Here is a 24,466-nt window from a genome sequence, read left to right as displayed (position 1 = left end):
GCCCCCGCGTCCGCGTTCCACCCGCTACTTCGCCGGGGCCGTGTCGAACTGCGCCAGCGCGGCGCGGGCGGCGCTGGCCTGGGGGCTGCCCGGGGCGGCGGCGATCACCTTGTTCCAGGCTGCCTTGGCACCGGCTTCGTCGCCCCCGGCGGCAGCGACATTGCCGGCCTCGAGCTGGACCGCGGCGTCGTCGCCGGCGCGCTTCACCGCCTCGGCAATGTCCTTTTGCGCGCGGGGCAGATCGTTCATCCGCCGCGCGAGCGTGGCGGAGAGCAGCCAGGCGAGCGGATCGTCGCCGGCCTTGGCGATCGCGACGTCGATGTCCGCCCGCGCTCCGGCATTCTCGCCCGAAGCGACGGCGGCGCGGGCGCGGTCCAGATAGGCTTCGCCCAGCGCCAGCCCCTGGAGCATGCCGGAAGCGAGGGCGGCGTTGATCGCGGCCCCGGCCTTGGGCGGCTTCTTGGCGGCAAGCCAGGCATTGCCGGCCTGGGTCCAGTAGGTGGCCGCGCGCTTGCTGTCCTTGGCCGTCTCCGCCTCGCCGGCGGCTTCCTCGAATGCGGTAGCGGCCGAATCCCAGCGGGCCTGGTTGGCATAGGCGACCGCCAGGCACTGGCGCGCGAACATGCCGCCCTTCTCGCCTGTCCACCGCACCGCGTCGTCGATGGCCGCGGCAGGATCGCCGGTGGCGAGATCCATGCACTTGGTGAAGCGCGGCGGCTCGCCGGCCGGGGCCGGTGCAGCCGCCTTTGCCGCGGCGGCGCGGGCGCGCTCCGCGTCGCGCAGCACCGGGCCGGCCTTGGGCGGAATCGCCGGGGTCTGCTGCTGGGCGATCAGCAGGAGGAGGGAGAAGAGCATGCGATCAGTACGTCCTCGGTGGCGCGGAGCAGCAGGCGGATGTCGGCATCGCGCGACAGGCGGTGGTCGCCGCCCTTGACCAGCGTCACCTGCACATCGTCTGAACGGAGCGTCTCGGCAAGGCGGAGCGCCAGTTTCCACGGCACTTCCGCGTCGCACTGGCCCTGGAGCAGGCGGACGGGCCCGGCGAACGGGATCGGCGCTTCCAGCACCAGATTGGCCTCGCCCGACGTCCAGAAGGGGAGGGTGGTGACCATCGGTTCGGGACCATAGTCGCTCGGCTGTTCGAGGCGGCCCTTGTCGGCCAGGGTCTGCTTCTCCGCATCGGTGAAGCCCCAGCGGGTGAAATCGGGGGCGGCGGCGATCCCGATCATGCCGGCCACGCGGTCTGGCCGCGCTGCCGCCACCAGCAGCATCAGCCAGCCGCCCATCGACGAGCCGACCAGCACCACCGGGCCTTCCACCAGGCTATCGATCATCCGCAGCGCATCGTCGCGCCAGCTCGCCAGCGTCTGGTCCTCGAATGCGCCGGGGCTCTCGCCGCAACCGGCATAATCAAAGCGCAGAAATGCCTGGCCGCGCGCCTGCGCCCACGCTTCGAGCGCGAGCACCTTGGATCCCTGCATGTCCGATCGGTAGCCGGGCAGGAAGACGATGGTGGGCGATGTGCCCGGGCTGTGGTGGTGCGCAAGAGCGGGGCTGGTCATGCGCATTGGTGTAGCGGCTCGTCCCTCGGCCCGCCAGCGATGGAACCGATCACCGATATCGGGATTGATCGTAGGACATCGCCGGCCCGAAGGAGCAGATACAAGGCATGAGCACTGTAGAGAAAGCCATCGCCCTGCCGGTCCGCCGGTTCGTCCCCGGCACCCAGCTGATCTTCGGCGCCGCCATCGCGGTGTCGGGCCTGTCGGTCCTTGCCGGCAAGCTGATCGACCTGCTGCCCTAACGCGGGGGCGAATCACCGCACATCGTGCGGAGCGCCTGCCACTGCGCCGCGTCGAGTGCCGGCCGATAGGCGGCCCCCCGTTGCACGCTCCTCTTGAACGCCTGTTCGCGCGATGTGGAGAGCGGGTGCGAGGAAAGATAGTTCAGCAGCGTACCGGCATTGCCGGGCTCCTTGTCCTGCTGCGCCAAGCGCGCGAACAGCGCCGCGGTCGGCAGCGGGGAAATGTCGGCGGCCTGCAGCCGACCGATGGCATAGCCGTCCGCCCCCGCTTCAGCCTTGCGCGAATAGCGGGCGTTGAGCAGCGCGTTGCCATAGCCGCTTATATTGCTGTCGAAGCCGCCGAGCAGCAGCCTGAGGCCATATTGGCGGACCAGCGATTCCATCCCGTCGCGGTGTGCGACATGGCCGAGCTCATGGCCCAGCACGCCGGCAACCTCATCGGGCGAGGCGGCATTCTGGATCAGCCCGTCGAACAGCACGACCTGCCCGCCCGGGAATGCCACCGCGTTGACCATGGGCGCGTGGACGACCCGGATGGTCACGTTGTCGCCCTGGCGCAGCCGGGCGCCCAGCGCCTTGAGCGCGGCATCGCCCTTCGGCGTCGAACAGGCATAGGTGCCGAGATTGCCGACCATCAACCGCCCCATGCGCTGCTCGACCGATTCCGGGATCAGCCGTGCGATCAGCGGCGGCAGCTTGAGCGTGAAACCCACCACCAGGATCGCGAGCACCGCGAGCACGCCGGCTGACCGCCACAGGCCAAATCGGTCGATCCACGTTCCGTAACGTGGCGGCTTTGGCAACTGGACGGCGATTTCGGAGGGCGGAAACTCCATGAAGGTGATCCGCCATCCCGGCCGCCCCTTCAGGCCGAAGGCGCGTTCGTGATGCGAGGTGCCGTGCGGCTCCAGATCGGCGAAGGCATAGGGGCCGGGTTCGGCATCGTCGCCGTGCAGCGTGAAATAGCGCTCGTCGGCGGCCGGCGCGATGGCCGGCATCCGTCGTTGCGCGCTGCGGCCGTCATAGTGCCAGACCCGAGTTTCCACCTGCTGCCCCTTCCCTCAGAACGCGCCCATGTCCAGGCTCTCGAACAGTCCTTCGCCCTGGCGGGGGGAAGGCGTGGTCGACTGGGTGAACTGGTCCGCGTCCAGCGTACCATAAGCACGAAGGTGCCGGACGAAGAAAGCCCAGTTGCGATAGCTGACGAAAGCCGCGCCGATGCCAAGTGTACACACCACCAGGGCGGCGTTGCCCAGCGTCAACTTCAGCCAGTCTTTGGTGCGGGCGGTGAACTCGAATTCCAGGTGGCCCAGCGTCAGGTTGTTGATCCCCTGACGAAAATAGGCGGCGTAATAGCTGAGGCCGACCAGGCCCATCAGGCCGGCGAACAACAGGTACAGCACGATTCCGCCACCGATGACGAAGAGCGGGTTGGGCTGGCCGTCGGCTGCCTTCATGCCCACTGCGGAGGCGAGCAGCAGGGCGAGGATCACCGTCATCAGCGGGACCAGATAGAAGGGCAGGTAGCGCCGCATCAGGCCGTTGGTGAGGGCGCCGCTGCGGAAGGGATAAGGGCCGAAGCTCATCGCGTTCCAGCGCTCGTTCCACATGCTGATCATTGCCCAGGGCACCAGCAGGCCGAACACGAAGCTGCCGACGAGCGAGTGCCCGACATAGGAGAGCGCGTAGCGGAACCCCTGCGCATCGCTGCCGCCGCGAATGCCGTGCCAGTAGGTGCGGCTGAGGCGATAGCGGAGCGCGCGGAAGATCGCGAGGCCGCCCAGCGCGAACAGGAAGCCATAGCTCAGCGGAAACAGCAGCACCCCGATGATGCGGCCAGCCGTCGATCCCTGCAGCACCAGCCCCCCGGCCAGCAGATTGATCGCGGCGAGCGGCACGAACACGAGCAGCATCACCAGCACGGTGCCAAGGAACAGTTCGCGGCCCGTGCCGGTCCATTCCAGTTGATCGTCGATGAAGCGGGTGTGGCTCCACAGATAGCGCCGGGTGCGGGTGCGCCCCCAGAAGCTGTACAGCCCCAGCGTCACGACGGTGAGCAGCAGGTTGCTGAAGGCGATCGGCGCATATTCGCGCCACGATCCGGTGAATTCAAACGCGCCGCGTTCGTCCTGATGTTCCATGAAGTCCCCCTTTGGCCGCGAAGGCTAGCGGCCAAAGGTTGACGTTATGTGATCATTGCGCGGCGTTGAAGGTGTCGCACTGGCGCGGATCGCCGGTTTCCAGGCCGCGCTTCAGCCATGCCATGCGCTGGGCCGAAGTGCCGTGGGTGAAGCTGTCCGGCACCACCGTTCCCTGCGCCTCGCGCTGAAGGGTGTCGTCGCCGATCGCATTTGCGGCGGTCATGCCCTCCTCGATGTCGCCCGGCTCCAGGCGGTCGCGGTTGCGCGCCGCCCAGACGCCGGCATAGCAGTCCGCCTGCAGCTCCAGCTTCACCGACAGGCGGTTGCCTTCGGTCTTCGACCCACGCGCCTGCGCCTGCGATACTTCGGTCGACGTGCCGAGCAGATCCTGGATGTGATGCCCCATCTCGTGCGCGATCACATAGTCGCGCGCGAAATCGCCCTTGGCGCCGAAGCGGTTCTGCAACTCGTCAAAGAAGCCCGTGTCGAGATACACACCGTCGTCGCTGGGGCAGTAGAACGGCCCAACCGCGGAGGTAGCGGCACCGCAGCCGGTATTGGCGCCGCCCTTGAAGAAGTTGATCGTCGCGGGCTTGTAGTCGTTGCGGCCCATCTCCTGGAAGATCTTCTCCCAGGTGATGTCGGTGCTGCGCATTACGCGGCAGGCTTCCAGTCGACGCTCGTCCACGCGGCATACCTGCTGGCCGGACTGCCCCGCCGTCGGCGACCGGCCCGCAGTGCCGCCGCCGCCACTGGACCCCAGCATCCCGCCGCCACCGCCCAGGCCGAACATCACCAGCGCGATGATACCGATCAGCACGATGCCGCCGCAGCCCATGCCGCGGCCCAGGAACAGGGGCAGCAGGCCCAGCAGCGGAAAGCCGCCGCCACCGCCGCCCGAGCCCAGGTCGCGAGCATTGTCGGTAGGATCCAGATCGTCGAGCCGCATCGGGCCTCCCCTTTGTTTGCCTAGCGTCACAATGCGCCAGCGCGTCGTGCGTTGCACGCCTCCCTACCAAGCTTCGTATTGCTCCGCAGCATGGGATGGGCCACATCGCTTGCCATGGCCGATGCCGACTCCCGCCCGCACCGCCGCCGCCATGCCGGACCGGGCATGCCGTTGCCGGATACCGTCGCGTTGGTGCTGCAGGGGGGCGGAGCGCTCGGCAGCTTCCAGGCCGGCGTCATCGAGGAGCTCGGCACCGCGGGGATCGAGGTGGACTGGGTGGCCGGCATCTCGATCGGCGCGGTCAACGCTGCGCTGTTCGCCGGCAATCCGCCCGATAAGCGACTGGGCGCGATCCGCGCCTTCTGGGAGCAGGTCACCTCCGCGCTGCCGGATTTCTCGCTGCCGATGAACGATCAGCTGCGCGAGATCGCGCATGAATGGTCGGCCGGCGCGGTGATGCTGGGCGGCGTGCCGGGCTTCTTCCGCCCGCGCCCGATCCCGCCTGCCTTCGCGGTGCCCGGCACGCCCGAGGCGCTGAGCTTCTACGATTCCAGCCCCTTGCGCGAGACGCTGGACCGGCTGGTCGACTGGGATCTGCTCAACAACGGTTCCGTCCGCCTCTCGGTCGGCGCCGTCAATCTGCACAGCGGCAACTTCCGCTATTTCGACACGCGCGACGAACGCATCGATGCACGGCACATCATGGCGTCTGGTGCGTTGCCGCCCGGGCTGCCGCCGGTCGAGATCGACGGCTGCTGGTATTGGGACGGGGGACTCGTCTCCAATACCCCGCTCACCCACGTCCTCGATCGGCAGGAGGCCGAGATGCTCGTCTTCCAGGTCGACCTGTTCCCAGCCGAAAACGATCTGCCGCGCACGATCATGGACGTGATGGGCCGCGAGAAGGAGATCCAGTTCTCCAGCCGCACCCGCGCCATTTCCGACGAGCGGCTGCGGCTGCGCAAGGCGCGCGAGACGGTACGGCGGCTGCTCGACAAGCTCCCCGAGCACCTGGCCGATGATCCGCAGGTGCAGGCGGTGCGCGAGCTGGTGACCGAGTTCCCGGTCAACGTCGTGCAGCTGATCTACCGCGCCAAGCTGTGGGAAGGCGGCTCCCGCGACTTTGAATTCTCCACGCGGACGATGCGCGAGCATTGGGAGTCCGGCCGCATCGCTGTGGCGGAGACCATGGCGAACGCGCGCCTCGTCGCGCAGAACATCCTCGACGGCAAAACCGCCGCCTTCGATCTCACCCAGCGTTAACAAGGAGTATGCCGATGTTCCTCAAGGGCAAGTCCGCGATCGTCACCGGGTCCACCTCGGGCATCGGCCTCGCTTATGCCAAGGCGCTGGCGGCCGAAGGCGCGAACGTGCTGATCAACGGCTTCGGCGATGCGGACGCGATCGAGAAGGAGCGCGCCGCGCTGGCCGGAACCAGCGGCGGCAAGGCGCTGTACGATGCCGCCGACATGACCAAGCCCGACCAGATCGCCGCGATGGTGGCGCGCGCGGAGGGTGAATTCGGCGCGGTCGACATCGTCATCTCGAATGCCGGCATTCAGCATGTGTCGCCGATCGACGAATTTCCGATCGAGAAGTGGGACGCGATCCTCGCGATCAACCTCAGCTCGACCTTCCACCTGATGCGCGCGGCGATCCCCAGCATGAAGGCGCGCAAATGGGGCCGGATCATCGCCACCGCCAGCGCGCACAGCCTGGTCGCGAGCCCCAACAAGGCCGCCTATGTCGCCGCCAAGCACGGCCTGGCCGGCCTCACCAAGACGGCGGCGCTGGAAGTGGCGACGCACGGCATCACGGTGAACTGCATCTCGCCGGGCTATGTCTGGACGCCGCTGGTCGAAAACCAGATTCCGGACACGATGAAGACGCGGGGGATGACCCGCGACCAGGTGATCAACGACGTGCTGCTCGATGCGCAGCCGACCAAGGAATTCGTGCTCCCGGAACAGGTGGCGGCGCTCGCGCTGTTCCTGTGCCGCGACGAGGCCGCGCAGATCACCGGATCGAACTATTCGATCGACGGCGGCTGGACCGCCGAATGATGCGGCACACGCTCGTCCTTCTCGGCCTCGGCGCCGCGCTGGCGGGGTGCAGCGTTTATCGCGAGGCGACCACCCCGGGGATGGACACCAGCCTCAGCTGGCGGCGGATCGCCACCGATGTCGATCGCACCAAGCTGCGCAACTGGCGCAAGGCGTGGAGCGAGGCGTTGCCGCTCGCCCGCGCCGCCGACGCGAAGCTGATCGACGGCGATCCGGAACTGTTCGATCCTGATCGCGGCCAGGCCGAGGCGATGCCGCCGGCCGGTGCCTATCGCTGCCGCATCTTCAAGCTGGGCGGTGGCGGCACCGCCGTCAGCGCGATCGTCACCTATGACTGGCGGCCCTGTGCGATCAGCGAGGACGGGCAGGTACGGCATTTCCGCATCGACGGCGGGGTGCAGCGACCGGAGGGGAATTTCTTCCCGGACGTGGCCGCGCGCGTCATCTTCCTCGGCACGCTGGCGGTGGGGGATGACAGTGCGCCGCTTCGCTACGGCCTCGACGACCAGCGCGACATGATCGGCTATGGCGAGCGGATCAGCGACAAGCGCTGGCGGCTGGTGCTGCCCTATCCGTCGTTCGAGTCGAAGCTGGACGTGATCGAGATCGCGCCCGCAGGCTGACACCCCGCGTTTGACAGAGGCGCGCACAGGCGTGACACTTGGGCCGATGATGCGAAAGGGGCCCCGATGTTCACGTCTTTCCTGCTGGCCGGGGCGATGAGCCTCGGCACGCCCGCCGCTGCCGCCGATCCGGTGCGCGACGCCACGGTGAAAGCGATGCCGCAGCTGATGGCGCTCTACCGCGATCTCCACGCCAATCCCGAGCTGAGCCTGCACGAGGTGCGGACGGCAGCCAAGCTCGCCGCCGCTGCGCGCGAGGCAGGCTATGAGGTTACGGAGAAGGTGGGGGGTACCGGTGTCGTCGCGGTTTTGCGCAACGGTACGGGGCCCGTGCTGCTGATCCGCGCCGACATGGACGGGCTGCCGGTGGTGGAGAACACCGGGCTGCCCTTCGCCTCCAAGGTGCGCGCGACGACCGACGAGGGTATCGAGAGCGGCGTGATGCATGCCTGCGGGCACGACACGCACATGGCGAGCTGGGTCGGCACGCTGCGCAACCTCGCGGCGATGAAGGATCGCTGGCACGGCACGGTCGTGATGATCGCGCAGCCGGCCGAGGAGCGCGGCCGCGGCGCGAAGGACATGCTCGACGACGGGCTGTTCACGCGCTTTCCCAAGCCCGGCTATGCGATCGCCTTCCACGACAGTGCCAGCCTGCCGGCCGGGCAGATCGGCATCACGCCGGGCTATGCGCTGGCCAATGTCGACTCGGTTGATCTGGTGGTGAAGGGGGTCGGCGGCCATGGTGCCTATCCGCACACCACCAAGGATCCGATCGTGCTCGCCGCGCGGATCGTGACCACGCTGCAGACGCTGGTCAGTCGCGAAATGGATCCGCAGCAACCGGCGGTGGTGACGGTGGGTGCGATCCATGGCGGGTCCAAGCACAACATCATCGGCAACGACGTGACGATGCTGCTCACGGTGCGCAGCTTCACGCCGGAATCACGGCAGCAGCTGCTCGACGGCATCGCTCGTATCGCCCGGGGCGAGGCGATCGCGGCGGGCGTGCCGGAGGATCGCATGCCGGTGATGAAGGTGAAGGACGAATATACCCCGGCGACCTTCAACACCCAGCCGCTTGCCGGCCGCTTGCAGGGCCTGTTCGCCGCGCGGTTCGGCAAGGATCGCGTAGTGGAGACCAAGGCGGTGATGGGCGGCGAGGATTTCAGCCGCTACTGGCTGGCCGACAAGAGCATCCAAAGCACGATCTTCTGGGTGGGCGGCGTGCCACAGGCCAAGTGGGACGCGGCGCAGGGCGGCAAGGTGATGCTGCCGTCGCTTCACAGCGCCGAATGGGCGCCCGATGCCGAGTCGGTGGTGGGCACCGCGACCGAGGCGCTGACCGCGGCGGCGCTGGACATCCTGAAGCGATAGACGGCGGCTCCCGGCGGGCGCGCCGGGAACATGCTCAGAGCTTGCCGAACACCGCCTCATAGCCGGCGGTGTCCCCGGCGGCGAGGAACCGCGCCTGCTCGATCCAGCGGTCGCGCGTCATCCGGCCCTGGAAGCTGCCGAGCTGCGCATCGAGTGCCTTGGCGGCCGCGTCGTCCAGAGCAGCCAGCTGGGCGAAGCGGGTGACGCCCAGTTCATTGAGGCGCGCGGCAAGCTTGGGACCGACGCCCTTGAGGCGCGTGAGGTCGTCGCCATGCGCCGCCGGCGCTGCCGGTGCCGGGACGGCATTGGTGTCGGCGGCGAGGGCAGCCGAGGGCGCGGCAACCGGCGCAGCAGCCGCAATCGGTTCGTCGGCGAGCGGCGTGGGTTCGGGAGCGGGCGGCGCTACTTCGGCAACGCTGGGCGCCGGCGACAGCGTGCCCAGCGGCTCCGGCGCATCGGCGACTTCGAGTTCGCCCCGCTCCTCCAGCTCGGCCCGTGCCTGACGACGGCGGATCGCGAGCCGGCTACCCCAGACCAGGATGAAGACTGCCAGTGCAGCGCCGAGCGCGATGAGGACGAAGGAGGTGGTCAGCCAGCCGGTCTCGCTGGTCGCCGCCACTGCGCCATAGCTCTGGGAAACCTGATCATTCATGCGCGCCGCTCCAAAGGTTCGGTTGCCTTGCCCCTCCCCTTAGCGCGCGCTGCGGCGACGTCCAGCGTTGAGCGGGGGGACGGCTGCCGCACCATGGCCGGTTGCCGCCACACGCTCCCATCGAACGGGCCGGAGCCGCGGCCCGAAGCTGCGTCGAACGGAAGGGTTCGCGTGCGGCTTCAGCCTTCGAGATATGCGGCGAGCTCCTCGGGCGCGGCGTTGGGAAAGGCGCGGCGCAACAGCTCGAGAAACGCGGCAACCCGGGCGCTGAGCAGCCGCCGCGACGGGTAGAGCGCCCACAATGCGATATCCGATTGCACCACGTCGCCCCAGTGCGCCAGTCGGCCGCTGGTGATGCACGGAAGCGCAAGCGAAAGCGGCAGTCGCGCGATCCCCGCGCCGGCAAGGACCGCGTCGCGGATCATGACGAGCGAGGAAAGGCGCAGCACCGGCTCGATCGCAATCTCCAGCGGCCCGTCCGGCGCGGCGATGCGCCAGCTGCGCGCGGGATCGTCACCCCGCACGGCAGCGGGCACGAGTCCGCCTGCCGATCGCGGCAGTTCCGGGTGCGCCACCACCACCAGACGATCCCGCAGGAAGGGGCGGCCGACCAGGGCGTCGTCCGGCTTGGGGTCCACGCGGATCACGAGGTCATAGCCTTCTTCGATCATGTCCACGGCGCGGTCGTCGGTCGTCACCTCGAGACGAACCTCGGGATGGAGCCGAACGAACTCCGCCGCCAGGCGCCCCATTGCCGTCTGCGAGAACAGCAACGGGGCGCTGATCCGCAATCGGCCCCGCACTTGGCCGCCGCCAGACGCAATGGCGGCGGTCGTCTCCTCCAGCTCGGTCAGCAGCGCACCGACGCGCTCGAAAAGGGCGCGGCCTTCCTCGGTCAGCTTGAGGTCGCGCCGGCCGCGTTCGAACAGGCGCAGATCGAGCGCCGCTTCCAGTTCGCTCACGCGACGGGAGAGCGTGGCTTTCGGTCGCAGCGTGGCACGGGCCGCTTTGCCGAAACCGCCGTGGCGGGCGACGAGGGTGAAGTCAGCTAGCGCGAGCAGATCCATGATGTTCCATCAGTGAGACGGTGTGTCCAGATTGCCCGTCTATTTGCAGGGATATGGATCACGCATCTTTGGCTCCTCAGCAAGACCTGATGAAGGGACCAACCTCATGACCATCTTAGTGATCGGAGCCACCGGCCGTGTAGGCCGCCACGTTGTCGACCAACTCCTTCGTCGCGAGGCGGATGTGCGCGTGCTCACGCGAGACCCCGCCAAGGCGAACTTCCCCGGAAGTGTCGAGGTCCTGCAGGGCGACCTGCTCGACATCGATGCGCTGCGCGCCGCCTTCGCGGGTACCAGCACGCTGTTCCTCCTGAATGCGGTGACCGGCGACGAGTTCACGCAGGCGCTCATCACGCTGAACATCGCGCGGGAGGCGGGTGTCGACCGCGTCGTTTATCTGTCGGTGTTCGGGGCCGACCAGGCGGTCAACGTTCCCCACTTCGCGGTGAAGCGTGGCGCCGAACGGATGCTGGAGGCGATGGACTTCGGCGCCACGATCCTGCGCCCGACCTATTTCATCGACAATGAGGTGATGGTGAAGGACGTGATCCTGCAGCACGGAGTGTACCCGATGCCCATCGGCGACAAGGGGCTGGCCATGGTCGATGCCCGCGACATCGCCGAGCTTGCGGCGATCGAGTTGATCCGCCGCCACGACGCGCCGGGCAAGCTGCCGATCGAGACGATCAATCTGGTCGGCCCCGATACCCTGACCGGTACCGATGTGGCGGCCATCTGGTCCGATGTGCTGGGCCGCCCGGTCGTCTATGGCGGCAACGATCCGGCCGGGTTCGAGGCGAACATGGCGACGTTCCTGCCGCGTTGGACCGCCTATGAAATGCGGCTGATGGCGGAGCGTTATGTGAGCGACGGCATGATCCCCGAGGATGGCGACCGCGCGCGACTGACCGCGCTGCTTGGCCGCCCGTTGCACGGCTATCGCGAGACGGCCGAAAGGATCGCGGCCCAAGCCTGAGGGGAAGCGGGTCCCGGGGGCGCTTGTCCGGTCGCAGGGGCGATCCCGGCGGGCGCCCCTGTGTTTGGGGCCCGGCAGCCGCGCACCGGCCGCACGTTCGCTGCAGGAACCGGTGCCGATCAAAGCATTTCGCGGCTTTTCCGCGAGCGTACGGAGCCCCGCCCGCCTGCGAGTTGCGGGCCTGCCGAGCTTCCCCGGCAGACCCGTCCCCCGCGCTTGCGCGCTGCGGGAGGCACGAGAGGGGGTTAACCCGCGCCGCCCGTTTCAAACCGCTCCCTTTGCCGTCGGCCCTTTCGCGCGCGCCGGTCTTTCGATCGGGCGGGTCGGGCGATGGCAGTGATGGCAGAAGGCGAAATCGAACAAATGGCTGAGCACCCACGCCTGCTCGGCGATGCTCCATTCCGCCCGTGCTTCGCGCGTTACCCCCAGACGGCCGCAATGCTCGCAGGCGACTTCCAGCGGCGTATCGACGGGGGTGATCCGCGCGTTCATCACGCCGCGCCTTGTAGCGCAAGCCGCCCGGCACGCGCCGGTGACCTGCTCCGAAGCGGAGCAACAAGAGGTCAGGCGGCAGCGGCCTCGGCGGCAGTTCGGGCCTGCACGGCCATGGCGCGGCACATGCGGTGGAGGGCCTCGCTCATCTGGCGGGCGGTCTCGGGTTCTATGCCCGGATCGGCGGCGATCGCCCGGTCCATGGCGTGCGCCCATTGCGCGGCGGTCTGGGCGGTGACCTTCAACTGGCGGTGAAAGCCCATGATGCACATGCCCGGCCGTTCCTCGAACCAGTCGCGCGGGCCGCCGAGCCAGGCGACCAGGAAGCGAGTGAGCGAGTGGCGGAGGGCTGTCAGGTCCGGCTGGTGCATGGCGTGGAGCGCCGCATAGGCAGGGTCCTGCTCGACCAGGTCGTAGAAGCGGTCGACGATCGCGCGGACGGATTCTTCGCCGCCGACGCGGTCAAAGGGCAGGGAAGACTCGGACATGGAGGCGCCATAGCCGAAAAATGGCGCGCGCGGGTTGACGGGAATCAACGGCGTGCCGCCCTCCCGTTCCCGGAAGGGCGGCGCTCGGCGCTTAGAAGTGCGCGATCACACCCGCCATCGGGCGGAAGCTCTTCGCGTCGCTGAACGTGTTCATCTCGAGGCGCAGGCGCAGGCCGCTACGGCCGGTGATGCCGCCCAGGCCGATGTCCTTCGGGCCGACTTCGACGCCGATGCCGTAGGTCATCGCGTGATAGTCGCGATTGGCGTTGGCGACCTTGTCGAAATTGACCCACTGGTAGCCGACCTTGCCGTAGATCAGGCCGCTGTCGCCAGCGCGCAGGCCGAAGCGGCCCGCAGCGCCATATTCCCAATCGATGTCGCCGCTCACGCCCTTGGCGACGTTACCTTCGGCTCCGACGAACACCGGGCCGAGCGGCACGTTCACGCCGACGACGCCCTGCACCATCGCACCGTCAAGGCGATACTTGTTCGGCTGGATCGGAATGCCGGCGTTTTCCTGACGGTCGAAACGCTCCCACCCGCCGAGCACGCCGACATAGGGCTCGATCCCGAAGGCCTTGGAGCCGTCCGGCGCGCGCGGGGTGTCGTCCTGCGCCGAAGTCGTGGTCATGGTGCCGCTGGCGTCGGCGGTGGTCGTCTCCATCGTGCCGGCGCCGGTGGTGGCGTCCTGGGCGAAGGCGGGGACGGCGAAGGGGAGCGCGGCAGCAGCTGCCGCGACGGCGATGATCTTACGCATGGGGGGGGAAAACCTCTACGCTGGTGAAACACATATCTCCCGGCGCTTGCCCGCTGCAACAGGCGGGGCGGCCGGAGATGGGCGCACAATGCCCCAGCGATCGGCAAGGTTGCATCGCGGCGAAGCTTTGATCGACAAGTGTTGCACTGCGGCAACGGTTTCTGTCGCCGCGATGAACGACTTTCAGGCGTCAGCCCTTGGGCTGGACCTCCGCCGGAACGGGCGTGAGTTCATAGACGTCCACGCTTCCGGGCAGCGCGCCCGGCACCGCCAGCCGCCAGCGAAAGGTGCCGAACCGCTCGACCATGCCGACCACGTCGCGCGCGCCGGGATTGCCGTAGCCGATATCGTTGGCACCCGCCTTCGCCTGCCGCGCGCCGAGGAACACATAGCGCTTGCCGTCGGGGAAGACATAGCCGGCAACGATGTCCGTACCGGTCTGCTTGGCGAGGCCGAGCGGCGCCTGGTCGTCCGTCTCGTTCGCAGCGGAAATGTAGCAGAAGCCGGCGGGGCTCGGCTGGACCAGGGCACGGCCGGCCGGACCCGGTTTCAGGTGCAGTGTGCGGCAGCGATAGGAGCCGGGCGGCAGCGCCGGGTGCGGCTGGCCGGCATCGGGATCGAGCACGGCGCCCTGCAGCTTGCGTACCGGCGCCCGCACGCCTTCGTACAGCTGGCGCCAGCTGTTCGGCAGGCTCTCGAGTCGCGGCACGTCCGCTTCCGCGATTCGCGTCCGCCACAAGGGCGGTGGCGGCGGCATCTCGACGACGGCGATCGGCCGTAGGTCCGTCCCCGTGCTGCCAGGCTGACAGCCAGCGAGCAAGGGCAAGGCAAGCATCGCGCAGGCGAGCCGGTGCATGATAAAATCCCCTGTGAACCTACGGGACGCGCTTTGCCGCGACGGTCCCGCGAAGGAAAGTCGTAAACGAAGGTTAACGAAAGGTAAAAGCTGCGGTGGGCGTGCCGCAGGATGCGGCGAGCCGAAGCAATACGCCGTGCAAGGCCGGCAGATGAACCGAACCCACCGAATCAACCTCTTGGAACGACGGCCGGCAGGGCCCATTACGCTGGTTCAGGGATTTGGTCGGGAGACTGGGTATGAAGGCTTGGGGAATCGGCGCAAGCGTGGCGGTGGTCGGCGCGCTGCTGGGCGGTTGCGCGACAACGGCGCAGAACGAACGCTACATGGCCGGGCACTTCCGCGCACAGGCCGAGCTGCACGATGCGGCCGGCAAGGTTGTCGGCACTGCGGTGGCGGAGCAGGTGGAAGGATCGATCCGCGTGCTGGTCGATGTGAACGGCATCTCGCCGGGGCCGCACGGCGTGCATGTCCACACCACGGGAGCCTGCACCGCGCCCGATTTCGCCAGCGCCGGCGGCCACTGGAACCCCGGTGCCACCAAGCACGGCAAGGAAAACCCGATGGGCCCGCACGCGGGCGACCTGCCGAACATGAAGGTCGACGAGAAGGGGCACGGTCATATCAGCTTTACGCTGGCCGGCGGCACCTTCGACCAGCTGATGGATCAGGACGGCGCGGCGCTGGTCGTCCATGCCGGCGAGGACGACTACAAGAGCGATCCGGCGGGCAACAGCGGCGGCCGGATCGCCTGCGGCGTATTCCAGACCGCCTGATCTACACCGCTTCGCCGGCGGCGCGCGCGCGGGCGAGCTTGCTCGCCTCCGCCGCCGGCAGCAATCGATAGGCGCCGCCGATCGCGCCGAGCGCGATCGGCACGCTGGCGAGCAGCGCCAGTACCCCGGTCGCCAGATCGCCGGTCAGCGTCGCGATTCGCCCCGCGCAATAGGGCCCGAGCGCGAGGCCGATCAGCGTGGTGCCGATGAAGAAGGCGGCAGTGGCGGTGCCCCGCATGCGCGGCAGCACCAGGTCCTGCGTGGTTGCCGCCGCTGCGCCCAGCCCGCCGCAGATCAGGAACTGCGCGACCGGCAGCATGACATAGGCCATGGTCAGGCTCTTCGCGGTGAAGAGCAGGAAGATCGGCACGATCGGCGCCAGGCAGGCGAACAGCAGGACGTGGATGCGCCCGACCGGGCTGCGCGCACGCAAGGCATCGGCGATTCGCCCCGCCAGCGTCACCCCCAGAAACCCCGCCAGTGCGACCGGCGCGCCGATCCAGAAGCCGAGCGATCCCAGCTGCTCGGGCGGAATATCGAAACTGCGGCGGATGAAGCTGGGGGCGAATGCGGCCATCGCATAGGCGAGAAAGGTGTTGAGGCCATAGGCCAGCACCACACACAGAAAGGCGGGCGAGCCGACGATCAGCGCATAGGTGGGCGGATCCCGGCGCCGGAGCGCGGTCGCCCAGCTGTAAACGGCGTAGATGCCGATTCCCACGGCGATCCATTGGGCGGCCGGCTCGCCAAGCGCGACGAGCAGCGTGACCAGGCCGGCGACCAGCACCAGCACGGCCAGGTTGCGTGCCAGCGTCGCCCGGCCAAGCCGCGCCGCGCCGATCAGCGTGAAAGGCGGGATGATGGTCAGCAGCTCCTCGAAAAAGGCGCGGAAGGGGGCGGGGTGGCGCGGCGTCGCCATGCCTTCGGAAAGGCCGCGCGGCGGTTCGCGCAGGGTGACGACCCACGCGGCGACGAGCAGACCGGGGATGCCGACTGCAAGGAACGCCGCCTGCCAGCCGACCAGCCCGAGCGGTCCGCCGCCGGGATAGGCCTGGTTCCAGCGCTGGACGATCAGCGCGCCGAGGAACAGCGAAAGGCCGCCGCCCAGGTAAACGCCGGAGGAATAGAGCGCCAGCGCGGTTGCGCGCAGCCGCTTGGGAAACCAGTCCGAGATCAGCGAGTAGGCGGCGGGCCCCGCCGTTGCCTCGCCTACCCCCACGCCCATCCGCGCCAGCCCCAGCACCAGCCCGGTTCGCGCGAAGCCGGAAAGCGCGGTCATGCTCGACCAGAGCACGAGACCCGCGGTCATCAGCCGCACCCGGTGCCAATTATCCGCCAACCGGCCGAGCGGGATGCCGAACAGGGCGTAGAACACGCCGAAGGCGGTACCGTAGAGGAAGCCGATATCCTGATCGCGCAGCCCCAGGTCGCGCTTGATGTCGTCGGCGAGAATGGCGACGATCTGGCGATCGATGAAGTTCAGGATATAGACGAGCAGCAGCAGCGACAGCACGTACCAGGCATAGGGGGTCGCCTTCGCCCCATCGGGCGCCAAGGGCATGCTGGCCATATCCTCTCCTTCGGCGTTGTGCGAGCCGTTGCCAGCCAGGCTAGCAGAGCGTACCCGTTTTACGAAAGGATGATTTTCACGATGGCCGGACCGGCATTCCTGTTCGTCTGCCTGGGGAATATATGTCGCTCGCCGCTGGCCGAGGCGGCGTTCCGCGCAGCTGCGGAGAACGCGGGCATTGCCGTGATCGCCGACTCGGCGGGGACCGGCGGCTGGCATGCGGGGGAGGCGCCCGACCGCCGCTCGATCGCGGTCGCCGCGAAGCACGGCATCGATATCACCGGGCTGCGCGCCCGGCAGGTGACGCGCGCGGACTTCGAGCGGTTCGACCACATCCTGGCGCTCGACCCGCAGAATCTGGCCGATCTGCGCCGGATCGCGCCCGCCGGCGGTCGCGCTCGGCTACGGCTGTTGCTCGATGCGGTGCCCGGCTGGGAGGGCCGTGCGGTCGACGACCCCTATTATGGCGGGCCCGAAGGCTTCGACCGCACCTGGGACGAGGTGCGCGCGGCGGCCGACCGGCTGGTGGAAGAACTCGTACAGACCCGTTGAACCACAAGAAGGAGAGCGACCATGGCATTCACCGGACGCGAACTGCGCTCGACGCTCGGCGAAGACGGCACGCTGCGGCTGTCGCTGGATCAGGTGACCTATGACGAACCCGCGGCTGACGAAGTGATCGTCCGCATCGAGGCCGCGCCGATCAATCCCAGCGATCTCGGCCTGTTGCTGGGGCCCGCGCAGGTGGACAGCCTGCGCGAGGACGGGGATGCGCTCGTCTTCGAAGTGCCCAAGGGTCGGCTGGGCAGCATGAAGGCGCGGCTGGGCCAGTCGATGCCGGTGGGCAATGAAGGCGCGGGCACGGTTGTCGCAGCAGGGGCCGACGCCGCGCAGCTGATGGGCAAGCGCGTCTCCGCGATCGGCGGCGCGATGTTCGCCGATTACCGGCTGCTCAAGGCACGCGACGTTGTCGAACTGCCCGAGGGCACCGCGGCGGCGGACGGCGCGGCAATCTTCGTCAATCCGCTCACCGCGCTCGGTTTCGTCGAGACGATGCGACGCGACGGCCATAGCGCGATCGTGCACACCGCTGCGGCTTCCAACCTGGGGCAGATGCTGCAGAAGATCTGCCTGGCGGACGGCGTGCCGCTGGTGAACATCGTCCGCTCCGAGGAGCAGGCGACGATCCTGCGCGAGATCGGCGCGACCCACATCGTCAACAGCCGTGACGAGGATTTCCGCGCCAGGCTGACCGATGCGGTGGCCGAGACCGGCGCCACCATCGCCTTCGATGCGATCGGCGGCGGCGCGGTGGGCAGCGACATCCTGCAGGCCATGGAAGCTGCGGCGGTGCGCAAGATGACGGAATATAGCCGCTACGGATCCGACCAGTTCAAACAGCTGTACATCTATGGTGCCCTCGACTTGGCGCCGACCACGCTCAACCGGCTGGCTTTCGGCTTTCAGTGGAGCGTGTCGGGCTGGCTGCTGATGCCGTTCCTGCGGCGCGCCGGCATGGAAACCCTCGGCGCGATGCGGCAGCGGATCCTGGCGGAGCTGACCACCACCTTCGCCAGCCGCTACACCCGCACCATCGGCCTGGCCGAGGCGCTGCAGCCGGACGTGCTGCGCGCCTATGAGCGCAAGGCCACCGGCGAGAAGTTCCTGATCGACCCGGCCCGAGGTTGAGAGGGTGGCGGGCGCTGGTTGCAGCACCCGCCAATTACAACAAATTATTTCCGGTCCATGTCCGATCGGACCTTTTTAACGACTCGCTTCCTACAATGCGCTTGGGTGGGCTGAACGCGGGGCCGGCAGGCAATGCCGGGACCTGATCGTGAGGGACGAAATGCTGCATTGGTTGGAAGTTAAGGCTCCCATTCGGGAGAAGCTGAAGGTCGCCTTCGGGTCGATGATCGGGATCATGACGGTCTTGGCAGTTCTCAACCTGGTGCTGCCGCACTGGGTGATGCTGGGGCTCAACGTGGTGGTGATCGCGGCCGGCTTCGTGCTCACCCGCATGTTCAGCCGCGTCATCGCCGACCCCTATGTCGCGACCGTAGTGCGCATGGAAGGCCTTGCCGCCGGTAACCTGGCAGCGCCGATCGCCCATACCGACTATGAGGACTGCGTCGGCCGCATCTCGCGCGCGATGCTGGTATTCCGCGATGCCGCAGTTGCCCAGCGCGAAGCCGCCGAGCAGCAGGCTGCCGTGGTGCAGGTGCTGGGCCAGTCGCTCGAGCGACTCGCTAGGGGCGACCTCACTGCCGACGTCACTGCCGATTTCCCCGGTGCCAATGCCGTGCTGAAGAGCAACTTCAACGAAGCGCTGGCCGCGCTCCGCGAACTGGTTCGCTCCGTCACGCTGTCGGCGGAGACGATCAGCACGGGGTCGGCGGAAATCGCCGTTGCGTCCGAGGACCTGTCGCGCCGTACCGAAAGCGCCGCGGCCAGCCTGCAACAGACCGTCCACTCGATCAGCGAAATGGACCAGCGCTTGCGCAGCACTGCGGGCCACGCCAACGAGACGGTGGCACGCGCGGACGGGGCAATCGCCTCGGTCCAGGCGGGCCGCGACGTCGCCGACGAAGCAGTGTCGGCAATGAGCCGCGTGTCGGAAAGCGCGAAGGGCATCGACGACGTGATCGAGGGATTGGACAAGATCGCCTTCCAGACGCGCGTTCTTGCAATGAACGCTGCGGTGGAAGCCGGCCGCGCCGGCGAGGCGGGTCGCGGCTTCGCCGTGGTTGCCGATCTGGTGTCGGCGCTCGCGATGCGCGCCGAGGAAGAGGCCGGCCGGGCCCGCGACCAGCTGACGACCACCCAGGCCGACGTGACCGCGGCGGTGGGCATGGTCCAGCGCGTCGACGACGCCTTTGCGGCAATCGCCACCGACGTGCGCGAAGTGCACGACCTGCTCGGCAGCATGGCCAGCGCCAACCAGGCCCAGGCCTCGTCGATCGGGGAGATCAGCACCGCCATCACCGTGATGGATCAGGCCACGCAGCAGAATGCCGCCATGGTCGAGGAAACCTCGGCCGCCGCGCGCAACCTGAGCGGCGAAGTCGAAACGCTGAAGCGTTCGGCGCAGGCGTTCACCGTCGGCGACGGCCACAATGCCCGGATGAGCCTGCCGCTTCGCCGTCCCGCGATCGCGGGCAAGCGTCCGGCAGGGCAGGGCCGCGCTGCAGTACCCGCACCTGCCATGGCGAACGGCGACTGGGCGTCGTTCTGACGGCGCCCGCCCGCTTCAGCGCTCCACCCCGGCATGGGCGTGGAGGCGCTGGCGGGTCGACAGCAGCGTGCCCACTGGCTCCACCATCGGCGCGAACATGCCGAGGCCGAGGCGCTGACCCGGCAGGTTGACGTACACTGCCTCGATGCCGCGGGCGCTATAGGCCTCGTGCCAGAAGCCGGCGCCCTGCGGGTCCTTCAGGAAATCCCGCCACCAGACGCTGTGTGGCGCGCTGCGTGTGAAAGCCTCCAGGCTCGGCAGATCGCGCCAATATTGGCGGAAGCCGACATGGTTCCAGCCGAACAGCATGCCGTCCTCGGCGAGCAGCCCGTCGGGCGGGTTCTTCTTGATCTCGGCGAGCCCGCGGCCGATCCGCATCATCGCGGGGAGCGCACGCCAGCGGCGCAGCTTGAACCCCAGGATCACGACGATCATTTCCGGATAGGCAGCGAGATCCACCGTCTCGCGGAACGTGCCGGCTTGCATGGCGAGTCTCCTTGTTTACAGTGTACACGATACGGCAGGTTTACGGTGTAAACAAGATGGAAGTTGCAGATGGACTGCGCGCGCGGCTGATCGATGCGGCGATCGCGCTGTTGCACGCTCAGGGCGAAGCGGGTGTGACGCTGCGCGCGCTGGCCAAGGCGACCGGCGTGTCGGCGATGGCGCCCTACCGCCACTTTGCCGACAAGTCGGCGCTGCTTGGCGCGGTGGCCGAGGCGGGGTTTGCCGAACTCGCAGCGGTGCTCGCGACGGCGGATCTGGCCGAGCCGCCCAAGGCCGCGCTGATCGCCCAAGGCCTGGCCTATTTCCGCTTCGCGCAGGCGCACCCGGCGATGTTCCGGCTGATGTTCGGCGGCAATCCGGGCTGTGCGGTGGCACCCAAGGATTATGGCGAAGCCTTCGCGATCCTGTCGCGGCGCGTGGCGAGCCTGGCAGGGGGCGAGGCTGGGCCGGCGACGCTCGCCGCCTGGGGCGTGGTGCACGGCCTGTCGACGCTGGCGCTCGACGGCAAGGTGCCGGCGGAGGACGGCGTGGTCGGCGCGGCGATGGCGCTGGTGGCGGACGGCGTCGCGGGCGCTCAGCCGCGCAGCGGGTAACGCTCGATCGCGTCGTAGCTGGCACCTTCGCGGCCGAGATGGCTCTCGTAGAGCAGGAAGCTGTCGACAGCGAACGGCGCGCTGGCGAGCCCGGCATGCGTCTCGAGAAAGCGATCGTTGGCGCCTGCGCCCACGTTCATCCGGGCAAGGGTGATGTGCGGCAGATAGGCGCGGCGTTCGGGCGCCAGACCCAGCCGGACCAGCGCCTGGTCGATCTTCTGGTGCAACTGCGTGACCGTCTCGTGCGGCCGCAACCCCGCCCAGAGCGCGTTTGGCCGGCCGCGCGAGCCGAATTCGCCGACGCCGGCGATCGCCAGTTCGAACGGCGCGAAGCGGATAGCGCCGAGCGCGATCGCGACGTCTTCCGCCATCGGCCGTTCGACTTCGCCGATATAGCGCAACGTACAATGGAGCTGCGTGTCGCTCTGCCACCGCGCGCCCGGCACGCCGCCGGCAAGCGCCAGTAACTGGGCGCGAATCGCAGGCGGTGGACGGAAGCCGACGAACAGACGATGCATGCCGCCTGCTCTAGCGGACCGGCTAGCCTGTTCAAAGCGAAGGAGAACTGGCACGGCCCAGTGTATCGAAACGTTGCTGGACCCGGTTTTGCTTGAAAACCCTCGTGGCGAGGCCGATATTCCAGCCATCCGGCACTGCGCCGGGCAAAGGAGTTTTTCGAATGGCTAACTGGTCCGATCCCCGCACGAGCGAGTCGCCTTTCGCGACCGCGAGTGCACGCGCCGCGGCGCATGACGCGGGGCTCCGGTCGTACATGCTGTCGGTCTACAACTACATGCTGTCCGGCGTGCTGCTGACCGGCATCGTCGCACTGGCGTTCGGCAAGGTCGCATCGCTGCAGGCGCTGTTGTTCCAGGTGGTGGAAACCAGCCGCGGCCTGTCGCTGCAGCCCACGCTGCTCGGCTGGGTGGCGATGCTCTCGCCGCTGGCGATCGTGTTCGCGATGAGCTTCGGCCAGAGCCGCATGTCGGAGGGCACGCTGAAGGCGCTGTTCTTCGCCTATGCCGGCCTGCTGGGCGCGTCGCTCTCGACGATCTTCACCACCTATACCGACATGTCGATCGCGCAGGTGTTCTTCGGCACCGCCGCCGGCTTCGGCGCGCTGAGCCTCTATGGCTACACCACCAAGAAGGATCTGTCGGGCTTCGGCACCTTCCTGATCATCGGCCTGGTGGGGCTGCTCGTCGCGTCGATCGTCAACATCTTCCTGCAGTCGGGCATGATGAGCCTGGTGATCAGCGCCGTCGGCGTGCTGATCTTCGCCGGCCTCACCGCCTATGACACGCAGAAGATCAAGAGCATCTACAGCTATGTCGCCGGCACGCCGGAGCAGGGCAAGGTCGCGATCATGGGGGCGCTGAACCTCTATCTCGACTTCATCAACATGTTCCTGTTCCTGCTGCGCTTGTTCGGCAGCTCGCGCGACTGATCCCGCGCCAAAGCTGATGCAGCAAGGGCCCGGCGGAGCGATCCGCCGGGCCTTTTGTTTTGCCCGTTTCCGGCGTGACGGAACGCGAATCCACGCCGAGCCGTTTTCTCCCGGTAACGCTCAGGAGAGTGCAGCATGACCAACAACCCCCTCGACCCCGCGATGGACCGGATGTCGGTCGCCCCGGACCCCCGTGCCGACGACGAAGCCAAGGGCGCCGTCCATTCGGCCGATGCCGGCACCGATGCTTCGATCGAGGAGCGGCTTGCCCGCGATCCGGCCAGCAAGGACGCACGGCTCGACCGCGCGCTGGACGAGTCGATGGACGCATCGGACCCGCCCGCCTCGACCCAGCCGGTGCACAACAACCAGATCCCGGAAAGCTCGGGCTATGACGCCAAGGCCGAAGCCGAGCGCAGCGCGGGCCAGCAGAATGCTCCCAAGGAAGACCGGGGCCTGATCGACAAGGCCCTGCACAAGCTCGGCATCGACTGAGGCGGGAACGCATGGCCGCTCCCCCTGCGTCGGGCTGGCGCGCCAATATCGTTCTCTACGCGGCGCTCGCCGCCAATATCGGGATCGCCGTCGCGAAGTTCGTCGCGGCGGCGATCACCGCGTCGTCCTCGATGCTCACCGAGGGCGTCCACAGCCTGGTCGACAGCCTCAACCAGATCCTGCTGCTCTACGGCCAGCGCCGCGCCAAGCGGCCGCCTGATGCCGAGCATCCCTTCGGCTATGGCCGAGAGCTCTATTTCTGGGCCTTCGTGGTCGCCATCCTGATCTTCGGGCTGGGCGCCGGCGTATCGGTGTACGAAGGCTATCTCCACATCATCGATCCGGAGCCGCTGCGCGATCCGCTGGTCAATTACATCGTGCTCGGCATCGCCACTGTGATGGAGGGCACCAGCTGGGCGATCGCCATCCGCGAGTTCCGCGAGAGCAAGGGGGATTGCGGCTGGTGGAAGGCAATCCGCGAATCGAAGGATCCCGCCGGCTTCATCGTGCTGTTCGAGGATTCGGCGGCACTCGCCGGGCTGATCGTCGCCGCCATCGGCGTATGGGCGAGCCATGCCTGGGACGATCCACGGATCGACGGCATGGCGTCGATCGCGATCGGGCTGATCCTCGCGGCCGTCGCGACGCTGCTGGCGCGTGAGGCCAAGGGGCTGTTGATCGGCGAACGCGCCAATCCGGACCTGATCGCGCAGGTGCGGGCGATGCTGGAGGCCGAGCCGCGCGTCACCGCCGTCAACCATGTCCGCACCATTCATACCGCGCCCGAACGCGTGTTCGTGGCGATCAGCGCCGACTTCGACGACAGCCTGGCGATGGGCGAGGCGGAGACGCTGATCGAACGGATCGAGGCCAAGCTGAAGGCGGCGCTGCCCCAGCTCAGCTCGATCTATATCCGCCCGGAGAAGCGGGAGGACGCCGAGGTGGTGACCGGCTGAGGCACGGGCGGCGTGGTGCCGCCCGTGCTCCCGTCAACGCCGCTTGGCGACGGCAGCGCCGGTGATCGACGTATTCGGCGCTACGCTGTTGGCCGGCAGGTTCAGATAGAAGGGTGCGGCGACTTCGCTGGCATCCGGGCCGAAAAAGCTCGCGGAGATCGTGCCGAGGGTGGTCTGGTCGCGGATGAAGCTGGCTTCGCCCGTGGCGCCATAGGACGAGAGCTTGCCGGCGAAATCGAAGCTGCCGAAGTTCAAATTGCTCCCGCTCGTCATCGACTTGCCCGCGAGGACGAGGGTCGCGTTGAGCTTGGCAGCGCTGAAATCGACGACGAACTTCGAGGATCCCGTTACGGCATATTTTTCGCCGGTGGTGTAGGTCGAGCCGGTGCCATAGGCGATGCCGGTATATTCCGCCGTGCCGGTGCGCGCTGCGAACATCGCCGTCGGCGTGTAGAATCCATAGACGAAATACTGGTCCACGCGCGGCTTGTTGCTGCCCCCGATGACTTCGGTGGTGATCCAGTGGCCGAAGCTGGCATAGGTCAGCGCCAGTTCGGTGTTAGCGCTGCCGGGCTTGTAGAGCTCCAGCGTCACCGGCTGCAAATACTGGCTGTCGTAATAGGTCGTGAACGACTTCTTGTA

General features: G+C 67.9%; 29 protein-coding genes. 14 read left to right on the top strand and 15 right to left on the bottom strand.

Annotation, left to right across the window (positions count from 1 at the left end; translation table 11 throughout):
- Nucleotides 1-24 precede the first annotated feature (24 nt).
- Nucleotides 25-855, bottom strand: coding sequence for a tetratricopeptide repeat protein (locus V7E00_RS13415; RefSeq protein ID WP_333573143.1), 831 nt, complete (start codon nucleotides 853-855; stop codon nucleotides 25-27).
- Entirely contained in the window at nucleotides 831-1,562 is a 732-nt protein-coding gene (locus V7E00_RS13410) for an alpha/beta hydrolase (protein WP_333573142.1), read from the bottom strand. Before V7E00_RS13410 ends, V7E00_RS13415 begins: the two co-directional genes overlap by 25 nt.
- Before the next feature lie 107 nt (nucleotides 1,563-1,669).
- Here V7E00_RS13410 and V7E00_RS13405 point away from each other — a divergent pair, with 107 nt between their 5' ends.
- Complete coding sequence (locus V7E00_RS13405) at nucleotides 1,670-1,804, top strand: hypothetical protein (RefSeq protein ID WP_333573141.1); 135 nt, start codon at nucleotides 1,670-1,672, stop codon at nucleotides 1,802-1,804.
- Here V7E00_RS13405 and V7E00_RS13400 read toward each other — a convergent pair.
- Genes V7E00_RS13400 through ypfJ form a run of 3 tightly spaced genes read right to left on the bottom strand, consistent with a single transcriptional unit; the run spans nucleotide 1,801 to nucleotide 4,894 of the window.
- Nucleotides 1,801-2,850, bottom strand: a complete 1,050-nt coding sequence (locus V7E00_RS13400; protein WP_333573140.1) for a M48 family metallopeptidase — start codon at nucleotides 2,848-2,850, stop codon at nucleotides 1,801-1,803. The two genes, V7E00_RS13405 and V7E00_RS13400, sit on opposite strands and share 4 nt — an antisense overlap.
- Before the next feature lie 15 nt (nucleotides 2,851-2,865).
- Nucleotides 2,866-3,945 (bottom strand): YjgN family protein, encoded by a 1,080-nt coding sequence (locus tag V7E00_RS13395; protein ID WP_333573139.1) that lies wholly within the window; start codon nucleotides 3,943-3,945, stop codon nucleotides 2,866-2,868.
- 52 nt (nucleotides 3,946-3,997) lie between these two features.
- Nucleotides 3,998-4,894 (bottom strand): KPN_02809 family neutral zinc metallopeptidase, encoded by an 897-nt coding sequence (ypfJ, locus tag V7E00_RS13390; protein WP_333573138.1) that lies wholly within the window; start codon nucleotides 4,892-4,894, stop codon nucleotides 3,998-4,000.
- Nucleotides 4,895-5,008: 114 nt separating this feature from the next.
- On the opposite strand from ypfJ, the gene V7E00_RS13385 reads away from it, so the two are divergent.
- The 4 genes from V7E00_RS13385 (at nucleotide 5,009) to V7E00_RS13370 (ending at nucleotide 8,957) form a co-directional block, all read left to right on the top strand.
- Nucleotides 5,009-6,157, top strand: coding sequence for a patatin-like phospholipase family protein (locus tag V7E00_RS13385; protein ID WP_333573137.1), 1,149 nt, complete (start codon nucleotides 5,009-5,011; stop codon nucleotides 6,155-6,157).
- A gap of 14 nt (nucleotides 6,158-6,171) precedes the next feature.
- Nucleotides 6,172-6,957, top strand: coding sequence for a 3-hydroxybutyrate dehydrogenase (locus V7E00_RS13380; protein WP_333573136.1), 786 nt, complete (start codon nucleotides 6,172-6,174; stop codon nucleotides 6,955-6,957).
- A complete protein-coding gene (locus V7E00_RS13375) occupies nucleotides 6,954-7,580 on the top strand; it encodes a DUF4893 domain-containing protein (protein ID WP_333573135.1) in 627 nt (208 codons plus the stop codon). Before V7E00_RS13380 ends, V7E00_RS13375 begins: the two co-directional genes overlap by 4 nt.
- Nucleotides 7,581-7,646: 66 nt before the next feature.
- The gene (locus V7E00_RS13370) at nucleotides 7,647-8,957 is read left to right on the top strand and encodes an amidohydrolase (protein WP_333573134.1); all 1,311 of its coding nucleotides are present in this window, start codon (nucleotides 7,647-7,649) and stop codon (nucleotides 8,955-8,957) included.
- 34 nt (nucleotides 8,958-8,991) lie between these two features.
- Here V7E00_RS13370 and V7E00_RS13365 read toward each other — a convergent pair whose 3' ends face one another.
- Both V7E00_RS13365 and V7E00_RS13360 read right to left on the bottom strand, forming a co-directional pair.
- The gene (locus V7E00_RS13365; RefSeq protein ID WP_333573133.1) at nucleotides 8,992-9,609 is read right to left on the bottom strand and encodes a hypothetical protein; all 618 of its coding nucleotides are present in this window, start codon (nucleotides 9,607-9,609) and stop codon (nucleotides 8,992-8,994) included.
- A gap of 179 nt (nucleotides 9,610-9,788) precedes the next feature.
- On the bottom strand, nucleotides 9,789-10,676 hold the full coding sequence (locus tag V7E00_RS13360) for a LysR family transcriptional regulator (protein WP_333573132.1): 888 nt from the start codon (nucleotides 10,674-10,676) through the stop codon (nucleotides 9,789-9,791).
- Nucleotides 10,677-10,782: 106 nt separating this feature from the next.
- Between V7E00_RS13360 and V7E00_RS13355 the strand changes: the two genes are divergently transcribed.
- Nucleotides 10,783-11,652, top strand: a complete 870-nt coding sequence (locus V7E00_RS13355; protein ID WP_333573131.1) for an SDR family oxidoreductase — start codon at nucleotides 10,783-10,785, stop codon at nucleotides 11,650-11,652.
- 264 nt (nucleotides 11,653-11,916) lie between these two features.
- Here V7E00_RS13355 and V7E00_RS13350 read toward each other — a convergent pair whose 3' ends face one another.
- The 4 genes from V7E00_RS13350 to V7E00_RS13335 form a co-directional block, all read right to left on the bottom strand.
- Nucleotides 11,917-12,144: a hypothetical protein gene (locus V7E00_RS13350; protein ID WP_333573130.1), complete on the bottom strand. Its 228-nt coding sequence runs from the start codon at nucleotides 12,142-12,144 to the stop codon at nucleotides 11,917-11,919.
- A gap of 71 nt (nucleotides 12,145-12,215) precedes the next feature.
- A complete protein-coding gene (locus V7E00_RS13345) occupies nucleotides 12,216-12,632 on the bottom strand; it encodes a globin domain-containing protein (RefSeq protein ID WP_333573129.1) in 417 nt (138 codons plus the stop codon).
- Between the two features lie 91 nt (nucleotides 12,633-12,723).
- A complete protein-coding gene (locus tag V7E00_RS13340; protein WP_333573128.1) occupies nucleotides 12,724-13,389 on the bottom strand; it encodes an opacity protein in 666 nt (221 codons plus the stop codon).
- A 190-nt stretch (nucleotides 13,390-13,579) separates the two neighbouring features.
- Nucleotides 13,580-14,245: a DUF4893 domain-containing protein gene (locus V7E00_RS13335; protein ID WP_333573127.1), complete on the bottom strand. Its 666-nt coding sequence runs from the start codon at nucleotides 14,243-14,245 to the stop codon at nucleotides 13,580-13,582.
- Between the two features lie 239 nt (nucleotides 14,246-14,484).
- Here V7E00_RS13335 and V7E00_RS13330 point away from each other — a divergent pair, with 239 nt between their 5' ends.
- On the top strand, nucleotides 14,485-15,021 hold the full coding sequence (locus V7E00_RS13330; protein ID WP_333573126.1) for a superoxide dismutase family protein: 537 nt from the start codon (nucleotides 14,485-14,487) through the stop codon (nucleotides 15,019-15,021).
- A 1-nt stretch (nucleotide 15,022) separates the two neighbouring features.
- Here V7E00_RS13330 and V7E00_RS13325 read toward each other — a convergent pair whose 3' ends face one another.
- Nucleotides 15,023-16,591: an MFS transporter gene (locus V7E00_RS13325; protein WP_333573125.1), complete on the bottom strand. Its 1,569-nt coding sequence runs from the start codon at nucleotides 16,589-16,591 to the stop codon at nucleotides 15,023-15,025.
- An 81-nt stretch (nucleotides 16,592-16,672) separates the two neighbouring features.
- Between V7E00_RS13325 and V7E00_RS13320 the strand changes: the two genes are divergently transcribed.
- The 3 genes from V7E00_RS13320 (at nucleotide 16,673) to V7E00_RS13310 (ending at nucleotide 19,826) form a co-directional block, all read left to right on the top strand.
- Entirely contained in the window at nucleotides 16,673-17,143 is a 471-nt protein-coding gene (locus V7E00_RS13320; protein WP_333573124.1) for a low molecular weight protein-tyrosine-phosphatase, read from the top strand.
- 21 nt (nucleotides 17,144-17,164) lie between these two features.
- Nucleotides 17,165-18,280 (top strand): zinc-binding dehydrogenase, encoded by a 1,116-nt coding sequence (locus V7E00_RS13315; RefSeq protein ID WP_333573123.1) that lies wholly within the window; start codon nucleotides 17,165-17,167, stop codon nucleotides 18,278-18,280.
- A 160-nt stretch (nucleotides 18,281-18,440) separates the two neighbouring features.
- Nucleotides 18,441-19,826 (top strand): methyl-accepting chemotaxis protein, encoded by a 1,386-nt coding sequence (locus tag V7E00_RS13310; RefSeq protein WP_333573122.1) that lies wholly within the window; start codon nucleotides 18,441-18,443, stop codon nucleotides 19,824-19,826.
- 15 nt (nucleotides 19,827-19,841) lie between these two features.
- On the opposite strand, the gene V7E00_RS13305 is transcribed toward V7E00_RS13310, so the two are convergent.
- On the bottom strand, nucleotides 19,842-20,312 hold the full coding sequence (locus tag V7E00_RS13305) for a monooxygenase family protein (protein ID WP_333573121.1): 471 nt from the start codon (nucleotides 20,310-20,312) through the stop codon (nucleotides 19,842-19,844).
- A gap of 56 nt (nucleotides 20,313-20,368) precedes the next feature.
- Between V7E00_RS13305 and V7E00_RS13300 the strand changes: the two genes are divergently transcribed.
- The gene (locus tag V7E00_RS13300; protein WP_333573120.1) at nucleotides 20,369-20,926 is read left to right on the top strand and encodes a TetR/AcrR family transcriptional regulator; all 558 of its coding nucleotides are present in this window, start codon (nucleotides 20,369-20,371) and stop codon (nucleotides 20,924-20,926) included.
- On the opposite strand, the gene thpR is transcribed toward V7E00_RS13300, so the two are convergent.
- Nucleotides 20,908-21,444 carry an RNA 2',3'-cyclic phosphodiesterase gene (gene thpR, locus V7E00_RS13295; protein WP_333573119.1) on the bottom strand — a complete coding sequence of 179 codons (537 nt, stop codon included), beginning with the start codon at nucleotides 21,442-21,444 and terminating at the stop codon, nucleotides 20,908-20,910. The two genes, V7E00_RS13300 and thpR, sit on opposite strands and share 19 nt — an antisense overlap.
- A 161-nt stretch (nucleotides 21,445-21,605) precedes the next feature.
- Between thpR and V7E00_RS13290 the strand changes: the two genes are divergently transcribed.
- From V7E00_RS13290 to V7E00_RS13280, 3 genes are all read left to right on the top strand, one after another.
- A complete protein-coding gene (locus tag V7E00_RS13290) occupies nucleotides 21,606-22,373 on the top strand; it encodes a Bax inhibitor-1/YccA family protein (protein ID WP_333573118.1) in 768 nt (255 codons plus the stop codon).
- Nucleotides 22,374-22,508: 135 nt separating this feature from the next.
- Nucleotides 22,509-22,868, top strand: coding sequence for a hypothetical protein (locus V7E00_RS13285; RefSeq protein WP_333573117.1), 360 nt, complete (start codon nucleotides 22,509-22,511; stop codon nucleotides 22,866-22,868).
- Between the two features lie 11 nt (nucleotides 22,869-22,879).
- Entirely contained in the window at nucleotides 22,880-23,824 is a 945-nt protein-coding gene (locus tag V7E00_RS13280; RefSeq protein WP_333573116.1) for a cation diffusion facilitator family transporter, read from the top strand.
- A 33-nt stretch (nucleotides 23,825-23,857) separates the two neighbouring features.
- Here the strand turns inward: V7E00_RS13280 and V7E00_RS13275 are convergent, their stop codons facing one another.
- The gene (locus V7E00_RS13275) at nucleotides 23,858-24,418 is read right to left on the bottom strand and encodes a transferrin-binding protein-like solute binding protein (RefSeq protein WP_333573115.1); all 561 of its coding nucleotides are present in this window, start codon (nucleotides 24,416-24,418) and stop codon (nucleotides 23,858-23,860) included.
- Nucleotides 24,419-24,466: the final 48 nt, after the last annotated feature.

Origin of the sequence: Sphingomonas sp. (assembly GCF_036731925.1) — a bacterium.
GTDB lineage: Bacteria > Pseudomonadota > Alphaproteobacteria > Sphingomonadales > Sphingomonadaceae > Sphingomonas.
The sequence above is the reverse complement of the archived record's forward strand: the minus strand, read 5'-3'. Positions and strand labels throughout refer to the sequence as shown.

Bases quoted from the DNA above. Each gene is read 5' to 3' on its own strand.
- V7E00_RS13415 (WP_333573143.1), bottom strand. From the start codon at position 855: ATGCTCTTCTCCCTCCTCCTGCTGATCGCCCAGCAGCAGACCCCGGCG.
- V7E00_RS13410 (WP_333573142.1), bottom strand. From the start codon at position 1,562: ATGACCAGCCCCGCTCTTGCGCACCACCACAGCCCGGGCACATCGCCC.
- V7E00_RS13405 (WP_333573141.1), top strand. From the start codon at position 1,670: ATGAGCACTGTAGAGAAAGCCATCGCCCTGCCGGTCCGCCGGTTCGTC.
- V7E00_RS13395 (WP_333573139.1), bottom strand. From the start codon at position 3,945: ATGGAACATCAGGACGAACGCGGCGCGTTTGAATTCACCGGATCGTGG.
- ypfJ (WP_333573138.1), bottom strand. From the start codon at position 4,894: ATGCGGCTCGACGATCTGGATCCTACCGACAATGCTCGCGACCTGGGC.
- V7E00_RS13385 (WP_333573137.1), top strand. From the start codon at position 5,009: ATGGCCGATGCCGACTCCCGCCCGCACCGCCGCCGCCATGCCGGACCG.
- V7E00_RS13380 (WP_333573136.1), top strand. From the start codon at position 6,172: ATGTTCCTCAAGGGCAAGTCCGCGATCGTCACCGGGTCCACCTCGGGC.
- V7E00_RS13375 (WP_333573135.1), top strand. From the start codon at position 6,954: ATGATGCGGCACACGCTCGTCCTTCTCGGCCTCGGCGCCGCGCTGGCG.
- V7E00_RS13370 (WP_333573134.1), top strand. From the start codon at position 7,647: ATGTTCACGTCTTTCCTGCTGGCCGGGGCGATGAGCCTCGGCACGCCC.
- V7E00_RS13365 (WP_333573133.1), bottom strand. From the start codon at position 9,609: ATGAATGATCAGGTTTCCCAGAGCTATGGCGCAGTGGCGGCGACCAGC.
- V7E00_RS13360 (WP_333573132.1), bottom strand. From the start codon at position 10,676: ATGGATCTGCTCGCGCTAGCTGACTTCACCCTCGTCGCCCGCCACGGC.
- V7E00_RS13355 (WP_333573131.1), top strand. From the start codon at position 10,783: ATGACCATCTTAGTGATCGGAGCCACCGGCCGTGTAGGCCGCCACGTT.
- V7E00_RS13350 (WP_333573130.1), bottom strand. From the start codon at position 12,144: ATGAACGCGCGGATCACCCCCGTCGATACGCCGCTGGAAGTCGCCTGC.
- V7E00_RS13345 (WP_333573129.1), bottom strand. From the start codon at position 12,632: ATGTCCGAGTCTTCCCTGCCCTTTGACCGCGTCGGCGGCGAAGAATCC.
- V7E00_RS13340 (WP_333573128.1), bottom strand. From the start codon at position 13,389: ATGCGTAAGATCATCGCCGTCGCGGCAGCTGCTGCCGCGCTCCCCTTC.
- V7E00_RS13335 (WP_333573127.1), bottom strand. From the start codon at position 14,245: ATGCACCGGCTCGCCTGCGCGATGCTTGCCTTGCCCTTGCTCGCTGGC.
- V7E00_RS13330 (WP_333573126.1), top strand. From the start codon at position 14,485: ATGAAGGCTTGGGGAATCGGCGCAAGCGTGGCGGTGGTCGGCGCGCTG.
- V7E00_RS13325 (WP_333573125.1), bottom strand. From the start codon at position 16,591: ATGGCCAGCATGCCCTTGGCGCCCGATGGGGCGAAGGCGACCCCCTAT.
- V7E00_RS13320 (WP_333573124.1), top strand. From the start codon at position 16,673: ATGGCCGGACCGGCATTCCTGTTCGTCTGCCTGGGGAATATATGTCGC.
- V7E00_RS13315 (WP_333573123.1), top strand. From the start codon at position 17,165: ATGGCATTCACCGGACGCGAACTGCGCTCGACGCTCGGCGAAGACGGC.
- V7E00_RS13310 (WP_333573122.1), top strand. From the start codon at position 18,441: ATGCTGCATTGGTTGGAAGTTAAGGCTCCCATTCGGGAGAAGCTGAAG.
- V7E00_RS13305 (WP_333573121.1), bottom strand. From the start codon at position 20,312: ATGCAAGCCGGCACGTTCCGCGAGACGGTGGATCTCGCTGCCTATCCG.
- V7E00_RS13300 (WP_333573120.1), top strand. From the start codon at position 20,369: ATGGAAGTTGCAGATGGACTGCGCGCGCGGCTGATCGATGCGGCGATC.
- thpR (WP_333573119.1), bottom strand. From the start codon at position 21,444: ATGCATCGTCTGTTCGTCGGCTTCCGTCCACCGCCTGCGATTCGCGCC.
- V7E00_RS13290 (WP_333573118.1), top strand. From the start codon at position 21,606: ATGGCTAACTGGTCCGATCCCCGCACGAGCGAGTCGCCTTTCGCGACC.
- V7E00_RS13285 (WP_333573117.1), top strand. From the start codon at position 22,509: ATGACCAACAACCCCCTCGACCCCGCGATGGACCGGATGTCGGTCGCC.
- V7E00_RS13280 (WP_333573116.1), top strand. From the start codon at position 22,880: ATGGCCGCTCCCCCTGCGTCGGGCTGGCGCGCCAATATCGTTCTCTAC.